14 protein-coding genes and 2 pseudogenes are annotated in these 21,100 nt (G+C 70.3%); 11 read left to right on the top strand and 5 right to left on the bottom strand.

The window, feature by feature from the left end; all coding sequences use genetic code 11:
- Positions 1–120: 120 nt before the first annotated feature.
- The 6 genes and pseudogenes from CHC05_RS43450 to CHC05_RS18185 form a co-directional block, all read left to right on the top strand.
- Positions 121–1,438 (top strand): annotated as a pseudogene (locus CHC05_RS43450) (endonuclease Q family protein); the annotation flags it as partial.
- A 77-nt stretch (positions 1,439–1,515) separates the two neighbouring features.
- A pseudogene (locus tag CHC05_RS43455) lies at positions 1,516–3,282 on the top strand (ATP-dependent helicase); the annotation flags it as partial.
- Between the two features lie 128 nt (positions 3,283–3,410).
- Positions 3,411–4,298, top strand: a complete 888-nt coding sequence (locus CHC05_RS18170) for an LppU/SCO3897 family protein (protein WP_089250259.1) — start codon at positions 3,411–3,413, stop codon at positions 4,296–4,298.
- A 127-nt stretch (positions 4,299–4,425) separates the two neighbouring features.
- On the top strand, positions 4,426–5,619 hold the full coding sequence (locus tag CHC05_RS18175; protein WP_089250260.1) for an ATP-binding protein: 1,194 nt from the start codon (positions 4,426–4,428) through the stop codon (positions 5,617–5,619).
- Positions 5,620–5,670: 51 nt separating this feature from the next.
- The gene (locus tag CHC05_RS18180; protein ID WP_089250262.1) at positions 5,671–6,279 is read left to right on the top strand and encodes a DoxX family protein; all 609 of its coding nucleotides are present in this window, start codon (positions 5,671–5,673) and stop codon (positions 6,277–6,279) included.
- A gap of 183 nt (positions 6,280–6,462) precedes the next feature.
- Entirely contained in the window at positions 6,463–7,920 is a 1,458-nt protein-coding gene (locus CHC05_RS18185) for a glycosyltransferase 87 family protein (RefSeq protein WP_089250264.1), read from the top strand.
- Between the two features lie 1,019 nt (positions 7,921–8,939).
- Here CHC05_RS18185 and CHC05_RS18190 read toward each other — a convergent pair.
- From CHC05_RS18190 to moaC, 4 genes are all read right to left on the bottom strand, one after another.
- On the bottom strand, positions 8,940–9,350 hold the full coding sequence (locus CHC05_RS18190; protein ID WP_089250266.1) for a molybdenum cofactor biosynthesis protein MoaE: 411 nt from the start codon (positions 9,348–9,350) through the stop codon (positions 8,940–8,942).
- Positions 9,347–10,525, bottom strand: coding sequence for a molybdopterin molybdotransferase MoeA (locus CHC05_RS18195; protein WP_089250423.1), 1,179 nt, complete (start codon positions 10,523–10,525; stop codon positions 9,347–9,349). The genes CHC05_RS18190 and CHC05_RS18195 overlap by 4 nt, the downstream gene beginning before the upstream one ends.
- A gap of 227 nt (positions 10,526–10,752) precedes the next feature.
- The gene (locus CHC05_RS18200) at positions 10,753–11,238 is read right to left on the bottom strand and encodes a MogA/MoaB family molybdenum cofactor biosynthesis protein (RefSeq protein WP_089250268.1); all 486 of its coding nucleotides are present in this window, start codon (positions 11,236–11,238) and stop codon (positions 10,753–10,755) included.
- A complete protein-coding gene (moaC, locus tag CHC05_RS18205; protein ID WP_179266245.1) occupies positions 11,235–11,720 on the bottom strand; it encodes a cyclic pyranopterin monophosphate synthase MoaC in 486 nt (161 codons plus the stop codon). The genes CHC05_RS18200 and moaC overlap by 4 nt, the downstream gene beginning before the upstream one ends.
- A gap of 831 nt (positions 11,721–12,551) precedes the next feature.
- On the opposite strand from moaC, the gene CHC05_RS18210 reads away from it, so the two are divergent.
- From CHC05_RS18210 to CHC05_RS18230, 5 genes are all read left to right on the top strand, one after another.
- Positions 12,552–14,936 (top strand): putative bifunctional diguanylate cyclase/phosphodiesterase, encoded by a 2,385-nt coding sequence (locus CHC05_RS18210; RefSeq protein WP_245870981.1) that lies wholly within the window; start codon positions 12,552–12,554, stop codon positions 14,934–14,936.
- Positions 14,933–16,186: a glycosyltransferase 87 family protein gene (locus CHC05_RS18215; RefSeq protein ID WP_089250272.1), complete on the top strand. Its 1,254-nt coding sequence runs from the start codon at positions 14,933–14,935 to the stop codon at positions 16,184–16,186. Before CHC05_RS18210 ends, CHC05_RS18215 begins: the two co-directional genes overlap by 4 nt.
- Before the next feature lie 4 nt (positions 16,187–16,190).
- Positions 16,191–16,847, top strand: coding sequence for a phosphoribosyltransferase (locus tag CHC05_RS18220; RefSeq protein WP_089250274.1), 657 nt, complete (start codon positions 16,191–16,193; stop codon positions 16,845–16,847).
- Entirely contained in the window at positions 16,847–17,233 is a 387-nt protein-coding gene (locus tag CHC05_RS18225) for a TFIIB-type zinc ribbon-containing protein (protein ID WP_089250276.1), read from the top strand. The genes CHC05_RS18220 and CHC05_RS18225 overlap by 1 nt, the downstream gene beginning before the upstream one ends.
- 74 nt (positions 17,234–17,307) lie before the next feature.
- Positions 17,308–17,991 (top strand): maleylpyruvate isomerase family mycothiol-dependent enzyme, encoded by a 684-nt coding sequence (locus CHC05_RS18230; RefSeq protein WP_089250278.1) that lies wholly within the window; start codon positions 17,308–17,310, stop codon positions 17,989–17,991.
- Position 17,992: 1 nt separating this feature from the next.
- On the opposite strand, the gene dnaB is transcribed toward CHC05_RS18230, so the two are convergent.
- Positions 17,993–20,815 (bottom strand): replicative DNA helicase, encoded by a 2,823-nt coding sequence (gene dnaB, locus CHC05_RS18235; protein ID WP_089250281.1) that lies wholly within the window; start codon positions 20,813–20,815, stop codon positions 17,993–17,995.
- Between the last annotated feature and the right edge of the window lie 285 nt (positions 20,816–21,100).

Consider the following 21,100-nt stretch of genomic DNA (forward strand, 5'->3'; position numbering starts at 1 on the left):
TCGCCACCTGGGCCCGGCGGAGGGCCGCCCTGGCCCACCGGAGAGGCCCTTGGCAGTGCGACACGCCGCACCACGGTGGACGGTCACCGCATTCGTCGGCGGGGCATGGCACTATGCGGCGTGCTCCCGTACAGCGCCGCACCCTTCGTGGCGGACCTGCACATCCACTCCAAGTACTCCCGCGCCTGCAGTCGCGACCTAACCCTGCCCAACCTCGCGCTGTGGGCCCGTCGCAAAGGCGTCACGCTCCTCGGCACCGGCGATTTCACCCATCCGGCCTGGTACGACCACCTGAAGGAGACCCTTCAACCGGCCGAACCCGGACTCTTCCGGCTGAGCCGGGACGCCGAACGGGCCGCGACGCAGCAGCTCCCACCGCGGCTCGCGAGCTCCGAGGAGCAGGTCCGCTTCACGCTGTCGGTCGAGATCTCCACGATCTACAAGCGCGACGACCGCACCCGCAAGGTGCATCACCTGATCTACCTGCCCGACCTCGACGCCGCCGCGCGGTTCAACACGGCGCTCGGGCGGATCGGCAACCTCGCCTCCGACGGCCGGCCGATCCTCGGTCTCGACTCGCGCGACCTCCTCGAGATCACGCTGGAGGCGAGCCCGGACGGCTACCTGGTCCCGGCGCACATCTGGACCCCGTGGTTCTCGGCGCTGGGCAGCAAGTCCGGTTTCGACGCGATCGCCGACTGCTACGCCGACCTCGCCGACCACATCTTCGCCGTGGAGACCGGGCTGAGCTCCGACCCCGCGATGAACTGGCGGGTGTCGAGCCTCGACCGCTATCAACTGGTGTCCAACTCGGACGCCCACTCGCCGCCGGCCCTGGCCCGCGAGGCCACCGTGCTGGCCACCGAGCTCGACTACTTCGCCGTCCGGGAAGCCCTCCGCACCGGCCACGGGCTGGCCGGCACGCTGGAGTTCTTCCCCGAGGAAGGCAAGTACCACGCCGACGGCCACCGGCTCTGCGGCGTCAACTGGCAGCCGCACCAGACCCAGGAGGCCGGCGGGCTCTGCCCTGAATGCCACAAACCGCTGACCGTGGGCGTCCTGAGCCGCGTCGAAGAGCTGGCCGACCGACAAGACGGACAAATCCGAAACGACCCCAAGCCGGTCCAGCACCTGCTCGCCCTGGCCGAGATAATCGGCGAGATCGCCGGCGTCGGGCCGCGATCAAAAACCGTCGAAGGCAAGCTCAACACCCTGGTGGCCGCCCTGGGCCCAGAGCTGACCATCCTCCGCGACACCCCGCTCGACGACATCAAGAAGGCCGGCGGCGACCACCTCGAAGAGGCCATCCGCCGCCTACGCCGCGGCGAGGTGCACCGCATCCCCGGCTACGACGGCGCCTACGGCATCATCCGCGTCTTCGACAAGCACGAGCTGCCGAGCAAGGAACCCCAGGCCGACACCCTCTTCGACGTGCCGCCGCAAACCAAGCGCAAAGCCACCAAGCCACAGCCGCCGGACCGTCCGTCCGAGGGATCCGCCCGCCGCGGCCCGGTCAAGCGCGTCGAGCCCGCGATCCCCCCACCGCCACCGCAGCAGGCCTCCCCGCACGAGCCGTTCGAGCCGATGCTCGCCGGCATGGAAGAGGTCGGCACCGGCCTGCTCGACCGCCTGGACGCGATGCAGCGGGTCGCAGCGTCGGCACCCGGCGGACCGATGCTGATCGTCGCCGGCCCGGGCACCGGCAAGACCCGCACGCTCACCCACCGGATCGCCTACCTCTGCGCCGAGCTGGGCGTCTACGCCGAGCACTGCCTGGCGATCACGTTCACCAGGCGAGCCGCCGAGGAGCTCAGGACCAGGCTCGACGGCCTCATAGGCCCGGTCGCCGCCGACGTCACCGTGGCCACGTTCCACTCGCTCGGCCTCACGATCCTGAGAGAGAACGCCGCCGCCGCCGGCCTGCCGAAGGACTTCCGCATCGCCGACGACACCGAGCGGGAAGCCGCCCGCAAGGAGGCGGGTGACGACGACGCCACCTATCAGAAGATCCTCCGCGGCCAGGACCTGGTCGACCTGGACGAGCTGGTCACGCTGCCCGTCAAGCTGCTGACCGAGGACGCCGACCTGGTCGACCGCTACCAGGGCCGCTGGCGGTGGCTGTTCGTCGACGAGTACCAGGATGTCGACGAGACCCAGTACGAGCTGCTCCGCCTGCTCTGCCCGCCCGACGGCAACCTGTGCGCGATCGGCGACCCCGACCAGGCGATCTACTCGTTCCGCGGCGCCGACGTCGGCTACTTCCTGCGCTTCGCCGAGGACTTCATCGACGCCCGATTGGTCCGGCTGGCCCGGAACTACCGGTCCTCCGCGCCGATCCTGGCCGCCGCCGTCCAAGCGATCGCGCCCTCGTCACTGGTCAGAGGACGGCGCCTCGACCCCGCCCGGCTCGATCCCGAGGCGCCGCTCGTCGGCCGCTATCCGGCGAGCTCCGCCACCGACGAGGCCGACTTCGTCGCCCGTACCGTCGACGACCTGGTCGGTGGCCTCTCCCACCGGTCGCTGGACTCGGGCCGGATCAGCGGCAACGCGGCCGGCATCTCGTTCTCCGACATCGCCGTCCTCTACCGCACCGACCAGCAGGCGGCCCCGATCGTCGAGGCACTGGCCCGCGCCGGCATCCCCGTCCAGAAGCGCTCGCACAACCGGCTCCGCGACCGGGCGGGTGTCGCGGCGATCGCGCGGGAGATCAGACTCGCGGGGAGCGAAGGTCAACTGACCGCCCGCGTACGCCGTGCCGGTCAACTCCTCGCCGAACGGTTCGCGACGCCCACCCTGGACAGCACCGGCAGCAGCCCGAGCCCGGCGGACGTGTGGTCGGCCGTCGAGGTGCTCACCCCGCTGGCGCAGCGTTGCGGCAACGACGTGGAGCAGTTCCTCGCGCAGCTCGGCACCGGTGCCGAGGTGGACGCCCTGGATCCGCGCGCCGAGGCCGTCACGCTGCTCACGCTGCACGCCGCCAAGGGGCTCGAGTTCCCGGTGGTCTTCCTCGTCGGCTGCGAGGACGGCCTGCTTCCGCTGCGCTTCTTCGATGGCCGCACCAGCGACGACGACCTCGCCGAGGAGCGCCGGCTGTTCTTCGTCGGGCTGACCAGGGCACAGGATCGGCTGTACGTGTCGCACGCCCAGCGCCGCTTCCGGCACGGCACGGAGCGTGACACCGGCCCGTCGCCATTCCTCGACGCGATCGACGCCGGCCTGTTCGAGCGGCTCGGTGTGACCGAGGAGCGCCGGCCGAAGGACCGTCAACTGCGCCTGATCTGACCCGTACGCTGGGCCGGCGGTAGGTTTGGCGCGGTTCCGGGAGGTGAGCACCGCCCGGTAAGCGGCTACGGTGGCCAGAGCAACGCGCCGCAACCGATGAGAACTCCCCTCGGCCAGGAGGAACGTCCATGTCGAACTACGGACCGCCCAACGGTGGACCGTACCCCGGCCAGCCGCAGGAGCCTTGGCAAGGTCGTTCGTCGAACGACCCGTACGGCCAGCCATCGGACCCTTGGGGCGGACAGGACCCGTGGGGCGGCCAGCCGCAGTCGAGCCCGCCCGGCGGACCCGGTTCACCGAGCTACGGGGGCGGCGGAGGCGGAGGCGGGGACTACGGCAACCCCGGCTACGGCGCCCAGCCGACGTACGGAGGCCAACCCGGCTACGGCCAGCAAGACCCGAACTACGGCGGCCAGCCGACCTACGGCGGCCAGCCTGGCTACGGAGACCAGCCGGGTTACGGGGGCCAGCCCGGTTACGGCCACCAGCCGACCCAGTACGACCAGAACTTCCCCCAGTACGGCACCGAGCCCGCCTGGACCACTCCCGAGGAGCCGCCGCGCAAGAAGCGCTTCAGCCCGGTCCTCGCGCTGGTCATCGCGCTGACGGTGCTGGTGTGCGGCGGCGGGGCGGCGGCCGTCTACTTCGTCGGTCGCCCGGACCCGGCCGACAAGCAGAACGTCGCCACCGAGCAGACGGGCACCCCGTCGCCGGAACCGAGCGAGACCGGGAAGCCGTCCGCGCAGCCCAACGCCGAGTCGTCGGCCGATGCCCGCTTTGTCAAGAAGGGCCAGTGCGTCAAGAACGTCGGCTCGGTCGAGGACCCGAAGCTCGAGATCGCCAAGTGCGCGGCGAAGACGTACCAGGTGCTGGCTCGTTTCGACGCCGCCACCACCGGCCAGGACGATGCCGAGAAGAAGTGCAAGGACGTCGAGGGCTACACCGACTGGTACTTCTTCGACAGCCCGCTCGACCTCAACGACTACGTGCTCTGCCTCAAGCTCCGCGGCGCCTAGCCAAAGCTAAGCGAAACTAGGGCCGTCTAGCCCGAAAGCTAGACGGCCCTAGATCAAGAAAGACACGCCGTACCCGCATCTACGCATTTCTAGGGTCTTTCCTAGATCGACCGATACGGTCATCGACATGGATCCGGTGCGCAACCCCTACGCACCCGGTGCCGGCCAGCGGCCACCGGAGCTCGCCGGGCGCGACCGCGAGCTCGACGTCTTCGACGTGGTGCTCGAGCGGGTCGCCCGCGGCCGTCCGGAACGCAGTCTGGTGCTCACCGGCCTGCGCGGCGTCGGCAAGACCGTGCTGCTCAACTCGCTGCGCTCGCAGGCGATTGGCCGGCTCTGGGGCACCGGCAAGATCGAGGCCCGCCCTGACCAGTCGCTGCGCCGGCCGGTGGCCGCCGCGCTGCACATGGCCGTCCGTGAGCTGGCTCCCCGGCACCGCGCGCCCGACCGGATCGACGACTTCCTCGGCGTGCTCAAGGCCTTCGCGCTGCGGTCCAACCAGGCCAACGCCAAGCTGCGCGACCGCTGGCAACCCGGCATCGACGTGCCCGTCAAGGCCGGGCGGGCCGACTCGGGCGACATCGAGATCGACCTGGTCGAGCTGTTCACCGACGCCGCCGCTGTGGCCACCGACGTGGGCACCGGGGTCGCGCTGTTCATCGACGAGATGCAGGACATCCCGCCCGACGACATCTCGGCGCTGTGCGCGGCCTGCCACGAGTTGTCGCAGCTCGGCGCCCCACTGATCGTGGTCGGCGCCGGCCTGCCCCACCTGCCGGCCGTGCTGTCCGCGGCCAAGTCCTACTCGGAGCGGCTGTTCCGCTACCAGCGGATCGACCGGCTCGACCGGATCGCGGCCGACCAGGCCCTGGCCGCGCCGGCGGAGCGCGAAGAGGTCGAATACAAGGCGAAGGCCCTCGACCTGCTCTACGAGAAGTCCGGCGGATACCCCTATTTCGTCCAGGCGTACGGGAAGGCGACCTGGGACCACGCCCCGCGTACGCCGATCACTCCTGATGATGTCCGGGTGGCCGCTCCCGAAGCCGAGGCGGAGCTCGCGGTCGGCTTCTTCGGCTCCCGCTTCGAGCGCGCGACGCCGGCCGAGCGCGAGTACATGCGCGCGATGGCGAGCCTGTCCGCCGAGGACATGGACGTCGCGGTGGCCACCTCCGAGGTCGCCCAGGCCCTGGGCCGCAAGCCGGCCAGCCTGTCGCCGGCCAGGGACGCGCTCATCAAGAAGGGCCTGATCTACTCGGGCGAGCGCGGGACGGTCGCCTTCACCGTCCCCCACTTCGGACGGTATCTGCGCACGCAACCCTGAGTCGCACCGTTTGGGGGATACGGCTGGCCCCGACGGGGTAAGAACTAAGCCATGAGTCCCGTACGCACGGTCGCGCGTCTGTTCCTCAGCACGATCTTCGTGGTCAGCGGCGCCCGCTCGGCCGTCCGCCCGACGCCGTGGGTGCCCACGGCCAAGAAGGTCAGCGAGAAGGTCGGGCCGCTGTTCGAGAAGGCCAACCCGCGCCTGCCGACCGATCCTGCGACGCTGGTGCGGATCAACGGCGCGGCGCAGGTGGCGGCCGGACTCATGCTGGCGACGGGCCGGTTCACCCGACCCGCCGCGCTGGTGCTCGCCGGCACGCTGGTGCCGACGACGCTGAGCGCGCATCCCTTCTGGACGATCAAGGATCCGCAGGAGCGGCAGCACCAGCAGTCGCATTTCATGAAGAACCTGGGCCTGTTCGGCGGGCTGCTGCTCGCCGCGGCCGACACACAGGGCAAACCGGGCCTGGCGTGGCGGGCGAGCCACTATGCGGGACACGGCCGACACGCCATCGAGCACGGCCGGCACAACGTGGAGCATGGTCTGCACTCGATCGGGCACAGCGGACAGTCGCTGCGCCGGGCCGCCAAGACCGCGAAACGCGAAGCGAAGATCGCCGTCCGCGCCGCGGCTGCGGGCCGTAAGCTACCGAGCTGAATCAGACAGTAACTACCCGAAGCACATGAACCAGTCGCCCCGCGTTAACGCGGACGAAATGTCGCGAACTAGTGTGGGATCGGACACGGTCAGATAACGCGACGGGTGACGAATGACGGGCCCCTCTAGGCTCGTGGACGGACCTGGACGGCACGTTACAAAGGGTACGGGGGTGGCCACGCCATGCCGGCGACCGTCGGAAGACGGATGGACCGCCTCGTCCAACCCAACAGCACTGTCCGTGGGATCTACAGTCGAAACGTCGTGCGCCTCGTCGTCCTCGCGGGAGCGTTCGTTACGGCCTGGTACGCCATCGGTGCGTTCGGTAGGCCGTACAACTTCTTCGACATGAAGATCTACCACGGTGCGGCTGTGTGGTGGGCGAGCGGACACGATCTCTACGCGTATGCGGCGCCGGACACGGGGCTGGGTTTCACGTACCCACCCTTCGCCGGTCTGCTCATGTCACCGATGGCGCACGTGCCGTTCGCGGCCGCCGCCTGGATCAACGTGGTCGCCAGCCTGCTGGCCCTCGCGGTGGTGATGTGGGCGCTGCTGGGCCCGATCTCCCGGCGTTACGGCTGGTCACGCTGGTTCGCGACCGGCCTCACGGTGGCCGCGGCCGCGGCGATCGAGCCGGTCCGCGAGACCCTCGGCTATGGCCAGATCAACCTCCTGCTGTTCCTGCTGATCATGGCGGACATGGTGGCCCTGCGCTGGCGTGCCCGCGCCAGCGCCGGCTTCCTGCCGACCGGCGGCGCGCTGGTCCGGTTCGTCCGCGGTGGTGCGTGGGCCGGTGTCGGCATCGGCCTGGCCGCCTCTATCAAGCTGACGCCCGCGCTGTTCGTCATGTACTTCCTGGTCACCCGCCAGTGGCGGGCCGCGACCACGGCGGTGGCCACGGCCATCGCCGTCACCGCCGGCACGTTCATGGTCGCCGGCAAGGACTCGGCCGCGTACTGGCTGGGCGTGGTCTTCGAGACCGAACGCGTCGGCGCGGCGGACATGACGCCGAACCAGTCGCTGGCCGGGGTCCTGGCGCGCCTCTACGACACGGTCGAGGCGCCGACGCTGCTCTGGCTCTCGTTCGCGGTGCTGATGCTGGCGCTGGGCCTGTCCCGCGCCGCCCGCGCCCACGCCGACGGCGACGAGCTCACCGCGTTCGTCTTGGTCGGACTGACCGCCAACGTGATCAGCCCGATCTCGTGGACCCACCACCTGGTCTTCGTGATCCCGGCCATCGTGGTCCTGGCCGACGCCGCGATGCGCAGGCGCGACGCGAGCCGCGGCCTGGAGAGCGGCCGTCGCCTGACCCGCCGCGGCCTGACCCCGAGCGCCAACATGGGCGGCCTGGCACCGCTACGCACGCCGATCTGGTTCCCGGCACTGACGGGCCTCCGCCACGCGAGCGCCGCGGTCGGGGTCTACCTGCTCTTCCTGTACTCGCCGATCTGGCCCTACGAGCACCAACTCCCGGAGTACTCGCACTACGAGGACGGCCTCTGGGGCGCCCTCATGGAGAACTCCCTGGCGCTCGCCCTGATCATCCTGGTCGCCACCCTGCCGTGGCGCCCGGGCGCGGAACCCGCCTTCTACCCGGAGACCATTCGCATCGACCGGCGGGCGATCCACCAGCGCTAAGTCCTCAGCAAGATCCGGCCCCGTCTGCAGCGCACCTCTCGCGCCAGACGGGGCCACTTCATTTCTGGCAAAGACAGAACGAGCAAGAAGATGTCCCGGGTCCGCCGGGGGCGCGACCGTCGCTCCCGCCGGGGACCGCTTCGCTTGCCAGGTCCGCCGCCGGTTCCGCTTAGATCAAAAAAATCGGCGCGCCCGCGGTGAGCTCCGCTCGACGAACACCGGATCAGCAGCCGCGACGAAGCGTTCTGATCGCCCGTCTCGCGGCACGCGGCAGCGCGGCTCCGGGGCACTTTGCGGCAGCCGGACCGGTCTGGCGGACAGCTCGGCTGACCATGATCGGGTGCGCGAGGTCTGGGAGATCAGCGGTGTCGTGGGTGATCGGGTGTGTCTGGTCTGGTCGACACGCCGGGCGGCGACCCGACCAGGCACACCCGATCATGCTCTCGGCCGTCGGGGATCTCGATGAGCCGCACACGATGACCGACCTGGCTGCGGCGAGGTCCCGGTCTGCTGCGGTCATCGCGCCCACGACACCCCGCGGTCCGGCGCAACCGGTATCGGGTGGCCAGATCGAAGCGCCGGAGGTTGTCACGCGGTCTCACCGGAGTCGTCACGACGGGTGTTGTGTTCCACGTGGAACTGATCGTGACGCACCTTCGGTCAAGACAAGGCGGGCGGTCCGGGTCCACTGCTGGGAGACGGGTCCTCGACCCTAAGCCGGACCGGCCAGCGGAGCCGGTCCGCCGCTCACGACCTCCAAGCTGCGGTGCCGAATTGAAACCCCCACGCCGGTCCCGGCTCCCGGCGCGGAGTTCGCACACCAGCCCGGGGGTCGCCGTCATCGCGCCAGGTTGATCCGTTGGGTGACGGCATGCCGACTAGGGGCAGTTGACCCATTCTGCGGTGCCGGGTCGAAACCCCCCACGCCGGTCCCGGCCCCCGGCGCGGAGTTCGCACACCAGCCCGGGGGTCGCCGTCATCGCCGCCAGGTTGAGCCGTTGGGTGACGGCATGCCGACGCTAGGGGCAGTTGACCCATTCTTCGGTGCCGTCCGCGAAGACCTGGCGCTTCCAGATCGGTAGGCGGGCCTTCGCCTCGTCGACCAGGCGGCCGCAGGCCGCGAAGGCCGCGCCGCGATGGGCCGTGCTGACCGCTGCCACGATGGCGACGTCGCCGATCTTCAAGGGGCCGACGCGGTGGGAGACTGCCACCGCGTACACCTCGGGCTCTTTGGCGATCTCGGCCGCGACCTCGCGTAGCACCTCGAGCGCCGACGGGTGGCCCTCGTAGTCGAGGGAGACCACCGAGCGCCCGCCGTCGTGGTCGCGGACCACGCCCTGGAACGACACGATGGCGCCGGCTCGCGGGTCGGCTACCGCCGCCTCGTGTGCGGCCAGGTCGAGCGGGTCCGACGTCACGCTGACGATCACGGTCGTTCTCCCGGTAGTAGCGGCAACGGTACGAACGGTACCCGCGCGCCGGCTTCGCCGGACGTGCCTGGGGCAATCGCGGCGAAGCCGTGTGCGGAGGCGAGCCCGCGCAGCATCGCCGAGCCGACGTGGCGCACCGGCCTGGCCGTGCCCGAAGCCGCGTCGACGTGGACGAGCGCGAGGTGGGTGTAGTCGCCGCGGCCCGGCACCGGTTCGGCCAGCCGCACCGTGCCGAGCGCCGGCAGCGCGCGCCCGCGCAGGCCGGCGAGCAGCGGCTCCACCAGCGAGGCCAGCGCGACCAGCGCCGACTGGGGGTTGCCGGGCAGGCCGGCGATGAACCGGGCCCGACCGTCGTCGCCGGTCACCCGCGCGACCAGCATCGGGAAGCCCGGGCGGACGGCGACGGTGTTGACCAGGTATTCGGCACCCAGGGCGGCCAGCGCCGGGTGCAGGTGGTCGACCGGGCCGTGCATGGTGCCGCCGGTGGTGCAGACCAGGTCGGCTTCGGCGAGCGCGGAGCGGATGGCGGCGACGTGCGCGTCGAGAGTGTCTTCGACCGGGCCGACCACGGCGCCGGGCGCGACCTGGCACCCGTAGCGGCGGAGCAGCGCCGGGACGTTCGGCCCGAGCGCGTCGCGGACCCGGCCGTCGCCGGGCGGGCCCTGGACGAGCAGCTCGTCGCCGAAGATCCGGACCGCGGCGCGCGGGCGCGGGCGCACCGCGAGGGTGTCGTAGCCGCACGACGCGGCGAGCCCGAGCACGCCCGGGTCGACCGGGGTGCCAGCGGGAATCAGCAGCTCACCGAGCTCGGCCTCTTCGCCGGGCCGCCGCCACTCGACCGTCTCGCGCAACCGGCCGGTGATCCGCCCGTCCGGCGTGCGGGTCGACTCCTCGACGCGGAGCACCGCGTCGGCGCCGGGCGGCAGCATCCCGCCGGTGGCGATCTCGACGGCGGTGCCGTCGTCGGCGAGTGGGGCGGGGGAGTTGCCGGCCAACACCTTGCCGACCACCCGCCACGGCGCCGGCCCGCGCACCGCGAAGCCGTCCACACTCGACGTGGGGAAGGCCGGCAGGCTGGTCAGCGTGACCAGGTCCTGCGCCAGGGTCAGCCCGTCGGCATCGTCGACCGGCACCTCGACGGGAGCGAGCGCGCCGGCGCGACCGGCCTCGTGCATCAGCGTGCGGGCCCGGTCCCACGCGGTCGGCGCGGTGGTCGCGACAGTTTCGGCGGTCACCCCGCGAGCCTATCGCCGCCGGGTCCGGCGGGGCGGGTCCTGTCGATCAAGCCGGCGTCACCGCCAGGTGGCCCGGGATTGCCGGGATACCGGTGTCTCAGTGGTCCGGGACGCCGCCAGGCGGCGGCCGCGCTCGGCGTGGTCCGCGATGATCGGCAGGGCATGTCCTAGATGTCGGACGCTTGATGATCTCCGCCGCGGAGTTGGTCGACCGCGTGCACCAGGATCGGGCCGAGGACGGCCAGGCCGTCGCGGGCGCCACCCTTCGAGCCGGGCAGGTTGATCACCAGGGTCCGGCCGGCCACGCCGGCCACGCCGCGGGACAGGGCCGCGGCCGGGATCTGCTCGCGGCTGTGCGCCCGGATCGCCTCCGCGATGCCCGGCACCTCGTAGTCGAGCAGCAGCTTGGTCATCTCGGGCGTCTGGTCGGTCGGGGTGATGCCCGTGCCGCCGCTGGTCACGACGACCTCGATGCCCTCCGCGATGGACATCCGCAACGCCTGCGCGACGGGCTCGCCGTCCGGCACGACGATCGGGTCGCCGACCTCGCAGCCGATCTGCCGAAGACCCTCGACCAGGATCGGGCCACTGGTGTCGGCATAGACGCCGGCGGCCGCCCGGTTGGAGGCCACGATGACGCGGGCGCGGATCACTGCTCGTCCTCCCTGGCCCAGAGGCCGGTCTTGCCGCCTTCTTTGCGCAACACCCGGATGTCGGTGATGGACGCGGCCGGGTCGACCGCCTTGACCATGTCCACCAGCGCCAGGCCGGCGGTGGCAACAGCGGTGAGGGCTTCCATCTCCACACCGGTGCGATCGGCGGTACGCGTCACCGCGGTGATCCCCACCGTGGTCTCGCCGAGCGCGAAGTCGACGGTGACGCCGGTCAACGCGATCGGATGGCACAGCGGCACCAGATCGGGCGTCTTCTTGGCGCCCATGATCCCGGCGATCCGCGCGACCGCCAGCGCGTCGCCCTTCGGCAGTCCGTCGCGGCGCAGCAGGTCGATCACCTCCGCGGTGGTGCGGAGCTCGCCCGCGGCGGTCGCCCGCCGGGCGGAGACGTCCTTCGCGGAGACGTCGACCATGCGGGCCGCTCCGCTCTCGTCGACATGCGTCAGGTTGCTCTCACCCACGCCCTGAGCCTATCGGTGCCAGGTCGGACACCGTGTGTGGCGGACGCTTTCCCGCGCAGTTATATCGTTCTCGTACTATCGCACAAATTTTGTCCGCTTCGAGAGCGATTTGCTAATGCGTTGACGGAATGGGGCACGTGGCTATTCGTGGTCGCCGCATGGTGCATGGCCTGTCGACTGATCGGCTACGCAGAGTGGCACTTTGACACGGCGAGAGCGGCAAATTCTCCGAGGTTATGGAGATTTGTCGAAGTATGCAGATGCGGAGCGTTGGCCTAAGTCACGCGACCAGGGCTGGCTCCTTACCGCATCTGGCCGGAGAATATCCGTGGCTGGCCCATTGCCCACGCACCGCACTCATTCGCTGACAGCACGGCGGAGTCCGATTCGCGACGCCCTTCGGACTGAATAGTACAAACCGCTCCACGTCGAATGCGCAGCGCATTCGGGCCGGGACAGATCGTGACAAACCGTCGCGCAGTTAGCGAATCCTGCTCATATTGACATTTCTCGGTTCAAATCCCGCCGATCTCAACCTACGCTTGTCCCCATCGCCGGAACAAGCCGGCCCGGGGGTCACGAGGCGGGAGTGGACATGCGCACCAACGAATGGACCTGACGAGCAGTAGCAAAGAGGTCACGTTCCGGTATGCTGGCGTCACTCTTACGTGTCGCTGCGATGGAGACCGATTGACCGGCAAATCAAAAGCTCACCACAACGCGACCGATCGGCAGCTACGGCTGCTAGTCGGTCTCGTGGTGTTTCTGGCGGTTGGCCCGATCGTCGCTTCCGTCTTTGGCATCGTCACGGGCCACGCGGAGACACCGTCGATGCTCGCGATCGCTGGGCTGGTCGTCGCCTCGATCGCCTCGTCCCGCGTCGTGCTGAACGTGCGCATCCGCTCCAACAACTGGGGCCAATCCTGGACGGACATCGTCGTCCTCATTGGCCTGACGTTCGCTCCGCCGCCCTGGGTCGTGCTGTGCACCGCCGTAGGCGGCATAATCAGCCGGCTGATCGGCCGAATAAGCCCGCTCAAGATGACGTTCGCCGTTGCCAAAGACATCGTCTGGGCATCGGCCGGAGCCGCCGTTCTCTACGCCGCCGGAGCCGATTTCCGCGGTGGCGCCCCGCAATTCAACGTCACCGTGCTGGCCCTCGCCTTTTTGGCGCTGACGCTGGTCGACGAATTACTCGCCCACCCGGTCATCGCGCTCGCCACTCATACGCCGCTACGTCAACAATTCAGCCGTTATGTCGACATCCGCATCGGGTTCGGCGCCGCCCGCCTGGTGGTCGCGCTGTTCATCGTCTGGTTGCTGTCCATCAACCGTGATGCCCAACTCCTGCTCGTCGCACCGCTGCTGATCCTGAGCCTGCACCTGTGGTATTCCGGGCGAATCCGCAAGCGCGACGAGCGCATCTCGTGGCAACGTCTGGCCAGCTCAGCCGAGGCGCTCAACGATGTCGACCTGGGCCGGGTCATGGAGGTCGCGGTCGAATGGGCGCCCGACCTCTTTTCGGCCGACGGCGCCGAAGTCGAGCTGTTCAGCGATCCGCCCCGACTCGTCCGCGGCGCCGGCGGGAAGATCGACACCGAGGCCGAGTGGCCGACCGACGCGTTCGTGATAACCACCGTCCTCGAGGGCCGCGCGGCAAAACACCCGATCGGCGAGTTCCGACTCCGTTTCCGTGGTCCGGTCACGCTGAACGAGATGGAGAACTACAAACTCCGCACATTCGCGTCCGCGTTGAACACGGCGATACACAATGCGACGGCGTACACCGAACTCGAACGGGTCGCGATCGTGCACGCCCACGACGCGGCACACGACGCACTGACCGGCCTCGCCAACCGCCGACAACTGCTCGACCAGGGCAAGAAGCTGATCAGCGAGGGTCACTCCGACGGTGTCGTCGCGCTACTGCTGCTCGACCTCAACCATTTCAAAGAGGTCAACGACACGCTCGGCCATGCCGCCGGTGATGAGGTGCTCAAGGAGGTGGCAGATCGGCTCCTGGCTGTCGCCCGGGAGGGCGACCTGGTCTCTCGGCTCGGTGGCGACGAGTTCGCCGTGCTACTGACCGCCCTGCCCGCGCCGGCCGTCGCCACGCATCGGGCCGAGCGGCTGATCGCCGCACTGCAGGAGCCGATCGAGGTCGAGGGCATGTGGATCACTGTCGAGGCCAGCGGCGGCATCGCGACGCCGACGGGCACGGGGGGCATCGCGGAGCTGCTGCGGCGGGCCGACGTCGCGATGTACCAGGCCAAGCGCTCCGGCCAGCGGATCGCGACCTACTCCCACGCCCGCGACACCGCGGACCTCGGGCGGTTCGCGATCGCCGGTGGGCTGAGCAGCGCGGTCGCCGACGGCACGCTCACCGTCGACTTCCAGCCGATCGTCGACCTGGCCAGCGGTGAGGTGCTCGCGGCCGAGACGCTGGCACGCTGGCACCATCCCGACCACGGCACCGTCGATCCGTTGCGGTTCCTGGAGACCGTCGAGCGCAGCGGCCTGCTGCCGGCGTTCGCCGAAGCCGTGCTCGACCAGGCCCTGCTGACCTGTGTCTCCTGGCGCGAGGCCGGCTTCGACCTGCCGGTCGCCGTCAACGTCGCACCGCGCAGCCTGCTCGACCCGCGCTTCCCGGGCTCCGTGATGACCCGGCTGCGCACCCACGACCTGCCGCCCGACCGGCTCATCCTGGAACTCACCGAGACGCTGACGATCAGCCAGCTCGAGGTCGTCGACCGGGTCCTCGGCCGGCTCCGCGACGAGGGTGTGCGGCTGGCGCTCGACGACTTCGGCACCGGTTACTCGTCGCTGTCGGTGCTGTCCCGGATCCCCGTACACGAGTTGAAGATCGACAGTGAGTTCGTGAGCGCGATGGAGACCTCGCCGGAGGCCGGGGCGGTCATCCGGTCGACGGTCGACCTCGGCCGCAGCCTCAACCTCGCCGTCGTGGCCGAGGGCGTCGACAGCGAACCGCAGCGCCGCGCGCTGTGGGAGCTGGGCTGCACCGCTGGTCAAGGCCACCTGTTCGCCCGCCCGATGCCCGCCGCGCGACTGCTCGCGCTGCTGCACCGCGGTTCCGGCGGGCGACCGGGCGCGCTGGCGCCCGCTTTGCACGACGAGGGCGCCGTGATCCGCCTCAGCCCGCACCGGCGAGCGGTGCCGCGGCAGCGCAGCGAGCGTTTGCCACACTTGGGCGGGTGATCACCTGGGCCCGGCTCGACCGGGCGGCCGGCGGCCTGGCCTTCGACCTCGCGCTCTACGCGCTGTCCGCCGGCTTCGCCGTGGTCACCGCGGCCACCTCGACCCTGCTGCCGCACCGCGGGTGGGGTTCGGTCGCGGCCTACGGGTACGCCGCCGCGACGGTCGCCGTCCTGGTCCAGTGGCTGGCCGGCAACCGGGGCCCACGGCTGCGCGCGGCAATCACCGGGCTCGCCTGGCTCGCCACCGCCTGGCTGCCGACCCTGGTCCAGAGCGTCGAGCGGGCCGGCGGGCGCACCGACCGGGCGCAGGAAGAGGTGCTCGTCGTCGAAGACGGTGGCAGCCGGCTGCTGCACCACGCGACGCCCTATCTCTCCGACGACACCATCGCCCGGTTGCCAGCCGACGAGCGGCTGCTCGGCTATCTCCCGTACCAGCCGGGCATGTCGTTGTTCGGTCTGCCCCGCGCGGTGGCCGGCGACGCGTGGTGGACGGACGCGCGGATCTGGTTCCTGCTGGCCACCACCGCCGCGCTCGCGGTCGCGGTCTCGTTGACCCGCGGGCCGCACCTGCTGCGCGCGGTGCAGCTGACCACGGTGCTGCCGGTCTGCGCGCTGACGATGGCGACCGGCGGCGACGACCTCCCGGTGCTCGCGCTGTGCCTGCTGGCGCTGGCCTTGTGCGCCCGGGAGCGCTGGGGATGGGCCGGCGTCGCGGCCGGGCTGGCCGGCGCGCTCAAGCTGTTCGCCCTGCCGATCGTCGTCGTGCTGTTGATCCACGCGCTGACCCGGCGCCGGCTCGGACCGTTCGCGCTCGGCGCGCTCGGGCTGCCCGTGCTCGCCGTCGTCCCGCCGCTGCTGCGCGACCCGGGCGCGCTGTTCGACAACGTGATCGGCTTCCCGCTCGGACACGGCGTGGTCAGCAGCCCGGCCGCATCGCCGTTCCCCGGCCACCTGATCGCCGCCGGCCTGCCCGGCGGACGGTTGATCGCCGCCGGCCTGCTCGGGCTCGCGGGCCTGGCCATCGCGGTCTGGATCGTCCGGCGCCCGCCACGCACCGCGGCCGCCGCGGCGATGATCAGCGGGTACGGGCTGCTGGCGGCGATCCTGCTGATGCCCGCCACGCGGTTCGGCTACCTGCTGTACCCGGTCGCGCTGCTGGCCTGGGCGCCCGCACTGGCATCGGCCGGCGCGGGCGACTCGCGCGATCAGGTGGAAGAGGCGACGGACGGGCGCGCGACGGCGTACACCTGAATGGGTGGAGGGTTCGTTCCCGAACCGGGCAGCGGCCGGCGCGGCGCTCGCTGAGGCGCTGGCCGATCATGCGCGGCGGCCCGACACAGTGGTGCTGGGCCTGGTCCGCGGCGGCATCCCGGTCGCCGTCGAGGTGGCCAACCGGCTCGGTCTCACCCTCGACGCCCTGGTCATCCGCAAGCTGGGCGTGCCGTGGGCGCCGGAGGTCGCGTTCGGCGCCGTCGGGCCCGGCGGCGTCGTGGTGCGCAACGAGGACGTGGCCGCCCGGCTCGAGCAGCGCGACGCGGACGCGGTGCTGGCCCGCGAGTCCGCGGAGCTCGTCCGGCGCGAGGTGGCCTATCGCGGCGGGCGCCCGCCGCTTTCCCTACGCGGCCAGGTCGCGGTGCTCGTCGACGACGGTTTGGCGACGGGTGCGTCGGCGCGGGCCGCGGTCGGAGTGGCGCGCGCCCTCGACGCGACGCGGGTCGTGCTCGCCGTCCCGGTCGGCTCTCCCCGCGCGCTGAACGCGTTGCGGTCACTGGTCGACGAGCTCGTCTGTCCGTTGCGACCGGCGGCATTCGGCGCGGTCAGCGAGTTCTACGACGACTTCCACCAGGTGACCGATGCCGAGGTGGCCGCCGCGCTGGACTCGGCCGACGTGCGTCCACCCGGTACCGTCTAATGATGCAGATGACCTGTCCGAAGTGTCGCGGCGAGATGCGTACCTACGAGCGCAGTGGCGTAACCATCGACCAGTGCACCGAATGCCGTGGGATCTTCCTCGACCGCGGCGAGCTCGAGAAGCTCTTCGAGGCCGAGGCCAACTGGAACCGTCAACAGGGCGCACCGGCCGCGCCGGCTCAGCCGGGTGCCTACGCGCCGCCGCCCCCGCCCCCGCCGGGCGGTCACGGGCAGCCTTACGCGCAGCCGGGCCACGTGCCGCCGCCCCCGCCGCCGGCGCACTACCCGCCGCAGCCGGCCTACGGCCAGCACGGCGGGCACTACGGCTACCACGGCCACTACCGCAACAAGCGCCACAAGGGCTTCCTGGGCGAGCTTTTCGACTGAGTCGCCGTACGCGCACGGGGGTCGGTGGCCGTTTGTGGGCTGCCGGCCCCCGTTACGCGTGAGATCGTCTAGATATGACGGCCGACGCCGGCGCTGCCGCGCTCGCGGCGGCCTACGAAGCGGTGACCGCTACGGTGCTGCCGCTGACCGACGACGACCTGCTGCGCGGCACCCGATGCCGGGGCTGGGTCGTCGCCGACGTGCTGCACCACCTGCTCGAAGACGCGCGGCGGGCGTTGGTGACCTTGACCAGCACGGTTCCCGGTCCGTCTGATGTGGACTACGCGAGCTACTGGTCGGCGTACCCGGGCAGTGGCGATCCGGCCCTGAGCCGCCATCACGCCTGGCTGACCCGGCGGGCGGCGAGCGCGTACGACCGGCCGTCGGCAATCGTGGCTGATTGGGCGGAGACGGCACCGGCGGCCGTGCGGGCCGCGACTTTCGCGGACCCGAGCGTTTTCGTGGCGACGCAGGGGCACGTGCTGACGGTCGCCGACTTCGTGGCGACGCTGGTGACCGAGGCGGTCGTCCACCATCTCGACCTGTCGGTCGACCTGCCGTCGCCGGTCGAGCCGCCCGAGGTCGCCCTGGCCGTAGCTGTGTCCACGATGGACGGGCTGTTGAGCGACGAGGTGGTGCGGCCGATGAGCTGGTCGCCGATCGACTACCTACTCAAGGCCAGCGGTCGAAAGTCACTGACCCAACGCGACCGGGTGGCACTGGGCGAGGCGGCGGGCTGGTTCCCGCTGCTGTCGTAACTCAGATCGCCATGTCGACGAAGCGCGACAGGTGCAGCTGCGCGGCCACGGTCACGGTGTCGGTCGGACCGTTTCGGTGCTTGGCCACGATGAAGTCGGCCTCCCCAGCCCGCGGCGACTCCTTGTCGTAGTAGTCGTCGCGGTGCAACAGGATCACGACGTCCGCGTCCTGTTCGATAGATCCACTTTCGCGAAGGTCGGAAAGCTGCGGGCGCTTGTCGGTGCGCTGCTCGGGGCCACGGTTGAGCTGCGACACCGCGATCACCGGGCACTCGACCTCTTTGGCGAGCAGCTTGAGGCCACGGGACAGTTCGGCGACCTCCTGCTGGCGGCTCTCGGTGCGCTTGGGCGAGCTCATCAGCTGGAGGTAGTCGACGACGATCATCTTGAGGTCGTGGCGCTGCTTGAGCCGGCGGGCCTTGGCCCGGATCTCCATGAGGTTCATGTTGGGCGTGTCGTCGACGAACAGCGGGGCTTCGCTGATCTCACCCATGCGGCGGGCCAGCTTGGTCCAGTCGTCGTCGGAGAGCTGCCCGGAACGCAGCACGTGCAGCGGCACCCGCGCCTCGGCCGAGAGCAGTCGCATGACGATCTCGACCTTGCTCATTTCCAGCGAGAAGATGGCACTGGCGCAGTTATGCCTGATTGCCGCATTGCGGGCAAAGTCCATAGACGCTGTGCTGTTGTGGGTCGGGATCATGGCCCGCCCAGCGAGGTAAAGGTGGTCGGCGTTGTCGACCGTGACGCATCGCACCGGCACGGATGCCACCGGACGGACGTCGACGACAAACCTGGACGCGGTGCGGGCGGTGGTCAGCGAACGCCGCCGCTCCTTGTGGAGGAGATGTTTGCGCCCGAGCCTGAACAGGTCGTCGACCGTCGTGAAGTTGAGCGTGTAGGCGATGGAGCTCTCGGGTCGCCGGCCCTTGACGCGGCGCGTTGTCATCGTGCACCGATAGCCGAGGCTGACAACCAGCTCGCGCACGTCTTCCGCGAGACGGCGTGACGTGACACAGAACTGCGCGTTGCCGGTCGTGGTCACCGTGCCGTCGGTGTCGAGCAGACCTGCGAGCAGCTCGCGACGCTGGCGCTCGGAAGCGCGCAGGTATCGGGACGGTATGTGCTTGTCGCCCAGCACGCTGAGCTGGCGCAGCAGGGCGGTGAACGAACCTCCCGCTCGATGACACGACGAGCACCGGCGGGATCCGTTGGCCGTGCCGCCGGTGATCTCACCGCAGTCGACGCACTGCCCAGTTGGCGCCGCTTCGTTCAGCAGATGGATCGAATATGACGGCGTAACACCTGGACGGACAACGAAACCGTCAGCTTCCACGTACGCGACGATTTCGGGATCAACTGTGGTGAAGCGCGCCCCGGCCGAGTGCCCGTCGCCCAACCACACACCCAACGTGTACGGCGGCACCAGGAGGTCATCGCGATCGGGCAGCGTCAGCGGTGCCGCGTTCTCGACGGCGTGGTTGAGCCGACGGTCGCCGTCGCAACGCAGCGTCTCGCGAATCTCGGCCGTCGTCACCGTCGACTGATGAGTCGCGGTGGTTTCCGCGTTAATGGCGCGGTTGACCCGGCGGGCCAGGCCCTCGAGCAATGCCTGGCGCGGGTACGCGCCGATCTGTCTGCTCCAGGGCTTCCCGTTGCGGACGTACTCACGCGTGACCTGACCTGCGACGCCCACCTCGGCCGCGACCACGTGGAGCACGTGCCGGAACCGGACACCCACTATGGCCAGCGCTTCGCCAAAGGTGACCAGCCCGTCGGGCTGCGCGGCGTATGCGGCCACCGCGTCAGCGACGGCGGCGCGAGCATCCGCCGGCCATTGCGGGGAGCGCTTGCCTTCGGCTCGCTGCCGTCGACCCGCGCGTGTGCTGGTTTTCCACAGGTGTTCAGCGTCGGCGACCAACACCGAACCGTCGGAGAACTCGACCTCGAAACACGGCCGATCGTGCAGCACGTCGAACGCGTGTGTCACCCGCGTGGGTCGGCCGGAGGCGTCGACGAGGAGGTCGCCGGCACGAATCTCGCCCATCGTCGTCCAGCCGTCGGGCGTCGGCAGCGGCGTGTCGAGGGCCAACGCCTTTCCCAAACCAGGTCGGCCGGCAACGATCACCAGTTGGCCCGGGTGGAGGCCGTTGAGCAGGCGGTCCAGGTCGGTGAAGCCGGTCGGGACGCCGGTCATCACGCCGCCCTGGGCGCCGACGGCCTCGATCTCGTCGAGGGTCGGCTGCAGCATGTCGGCGAGGATCGCGAAGTCTTCGCTGACCCGCTTCTCGGTGACGTCGTAGATCGCCTGTTGAGCCAGGTCGACCACGTCGTCGACGTCGCGGCCGGCGCCCGAGGCCGAGCCGTAGCCGAGCTGGACGATGCGCGTGCCGGCCTCGACCAGGCGGCGCAGGACCGCGCGCTCGGCGACGATGCGGGCGTAGTAGCCGGCGTTGGCCGCCGTCGGCACGCTCGCCATCAGCGTCTGCAGGTAGGGCGCGCCGCCGATGCGCAGCAGGTCGCCGGAGTCGGCCAGCGCGGCCGACACCGTCACCGCGTCGGCGGGCTCGCCGCGGCCGTAGAGGTCGAGGATCGCGTCGAAGACGGTCGCGTGGATCGGGCGGTAGAAGTCGGGGGTCTTGAGGATCTCGATGACGTCGGCGATCGCGTCCTTGGAGAGCAACATGCCGCCCAGCACGCTCTGCTCGGCCGCGACGTCTTGCGGTGGCGTCTTGTCGAAGCCGCCGCCTTCGCGCTGTGGCGGAGGGGAGTCTTGCTGCGGCGGGCCGGCTGGGCGGCCTCCACGCACGTCGTCGCTGATCGCCACGGGAGCCCCCCTCTCGTACGCATGTACTATAACCGACACGTGATCGGTCTGCCCCCGACACGACCGGGGGATGCCGCGCCGATTTTGTAACGAACCGAACGGCCACCATATGAGCCCGCGCCGCGACTGGGCAAAAGGGCTCGTGGACGAACCTTTGGACAACCTGTGGACAGCAGGCCAGAGGGTGTGCAAAGAGCTGTGCACAGCCTGTGTATGACCACTGTGAACCGCTGCACAGCACGCGTCTGACGTGCGGATCCTCGGTCCCCAACGTGTGGAGGAAAG

Source organism: Asanoa hainanensis (assembly GCF_900188485.1).
Lineage (GTDB): Bacteria > Actinomycetota > Actinomycetes > Mycobacteriales > Micromonosporaceae > Asanoa > Asanoa hainanensis.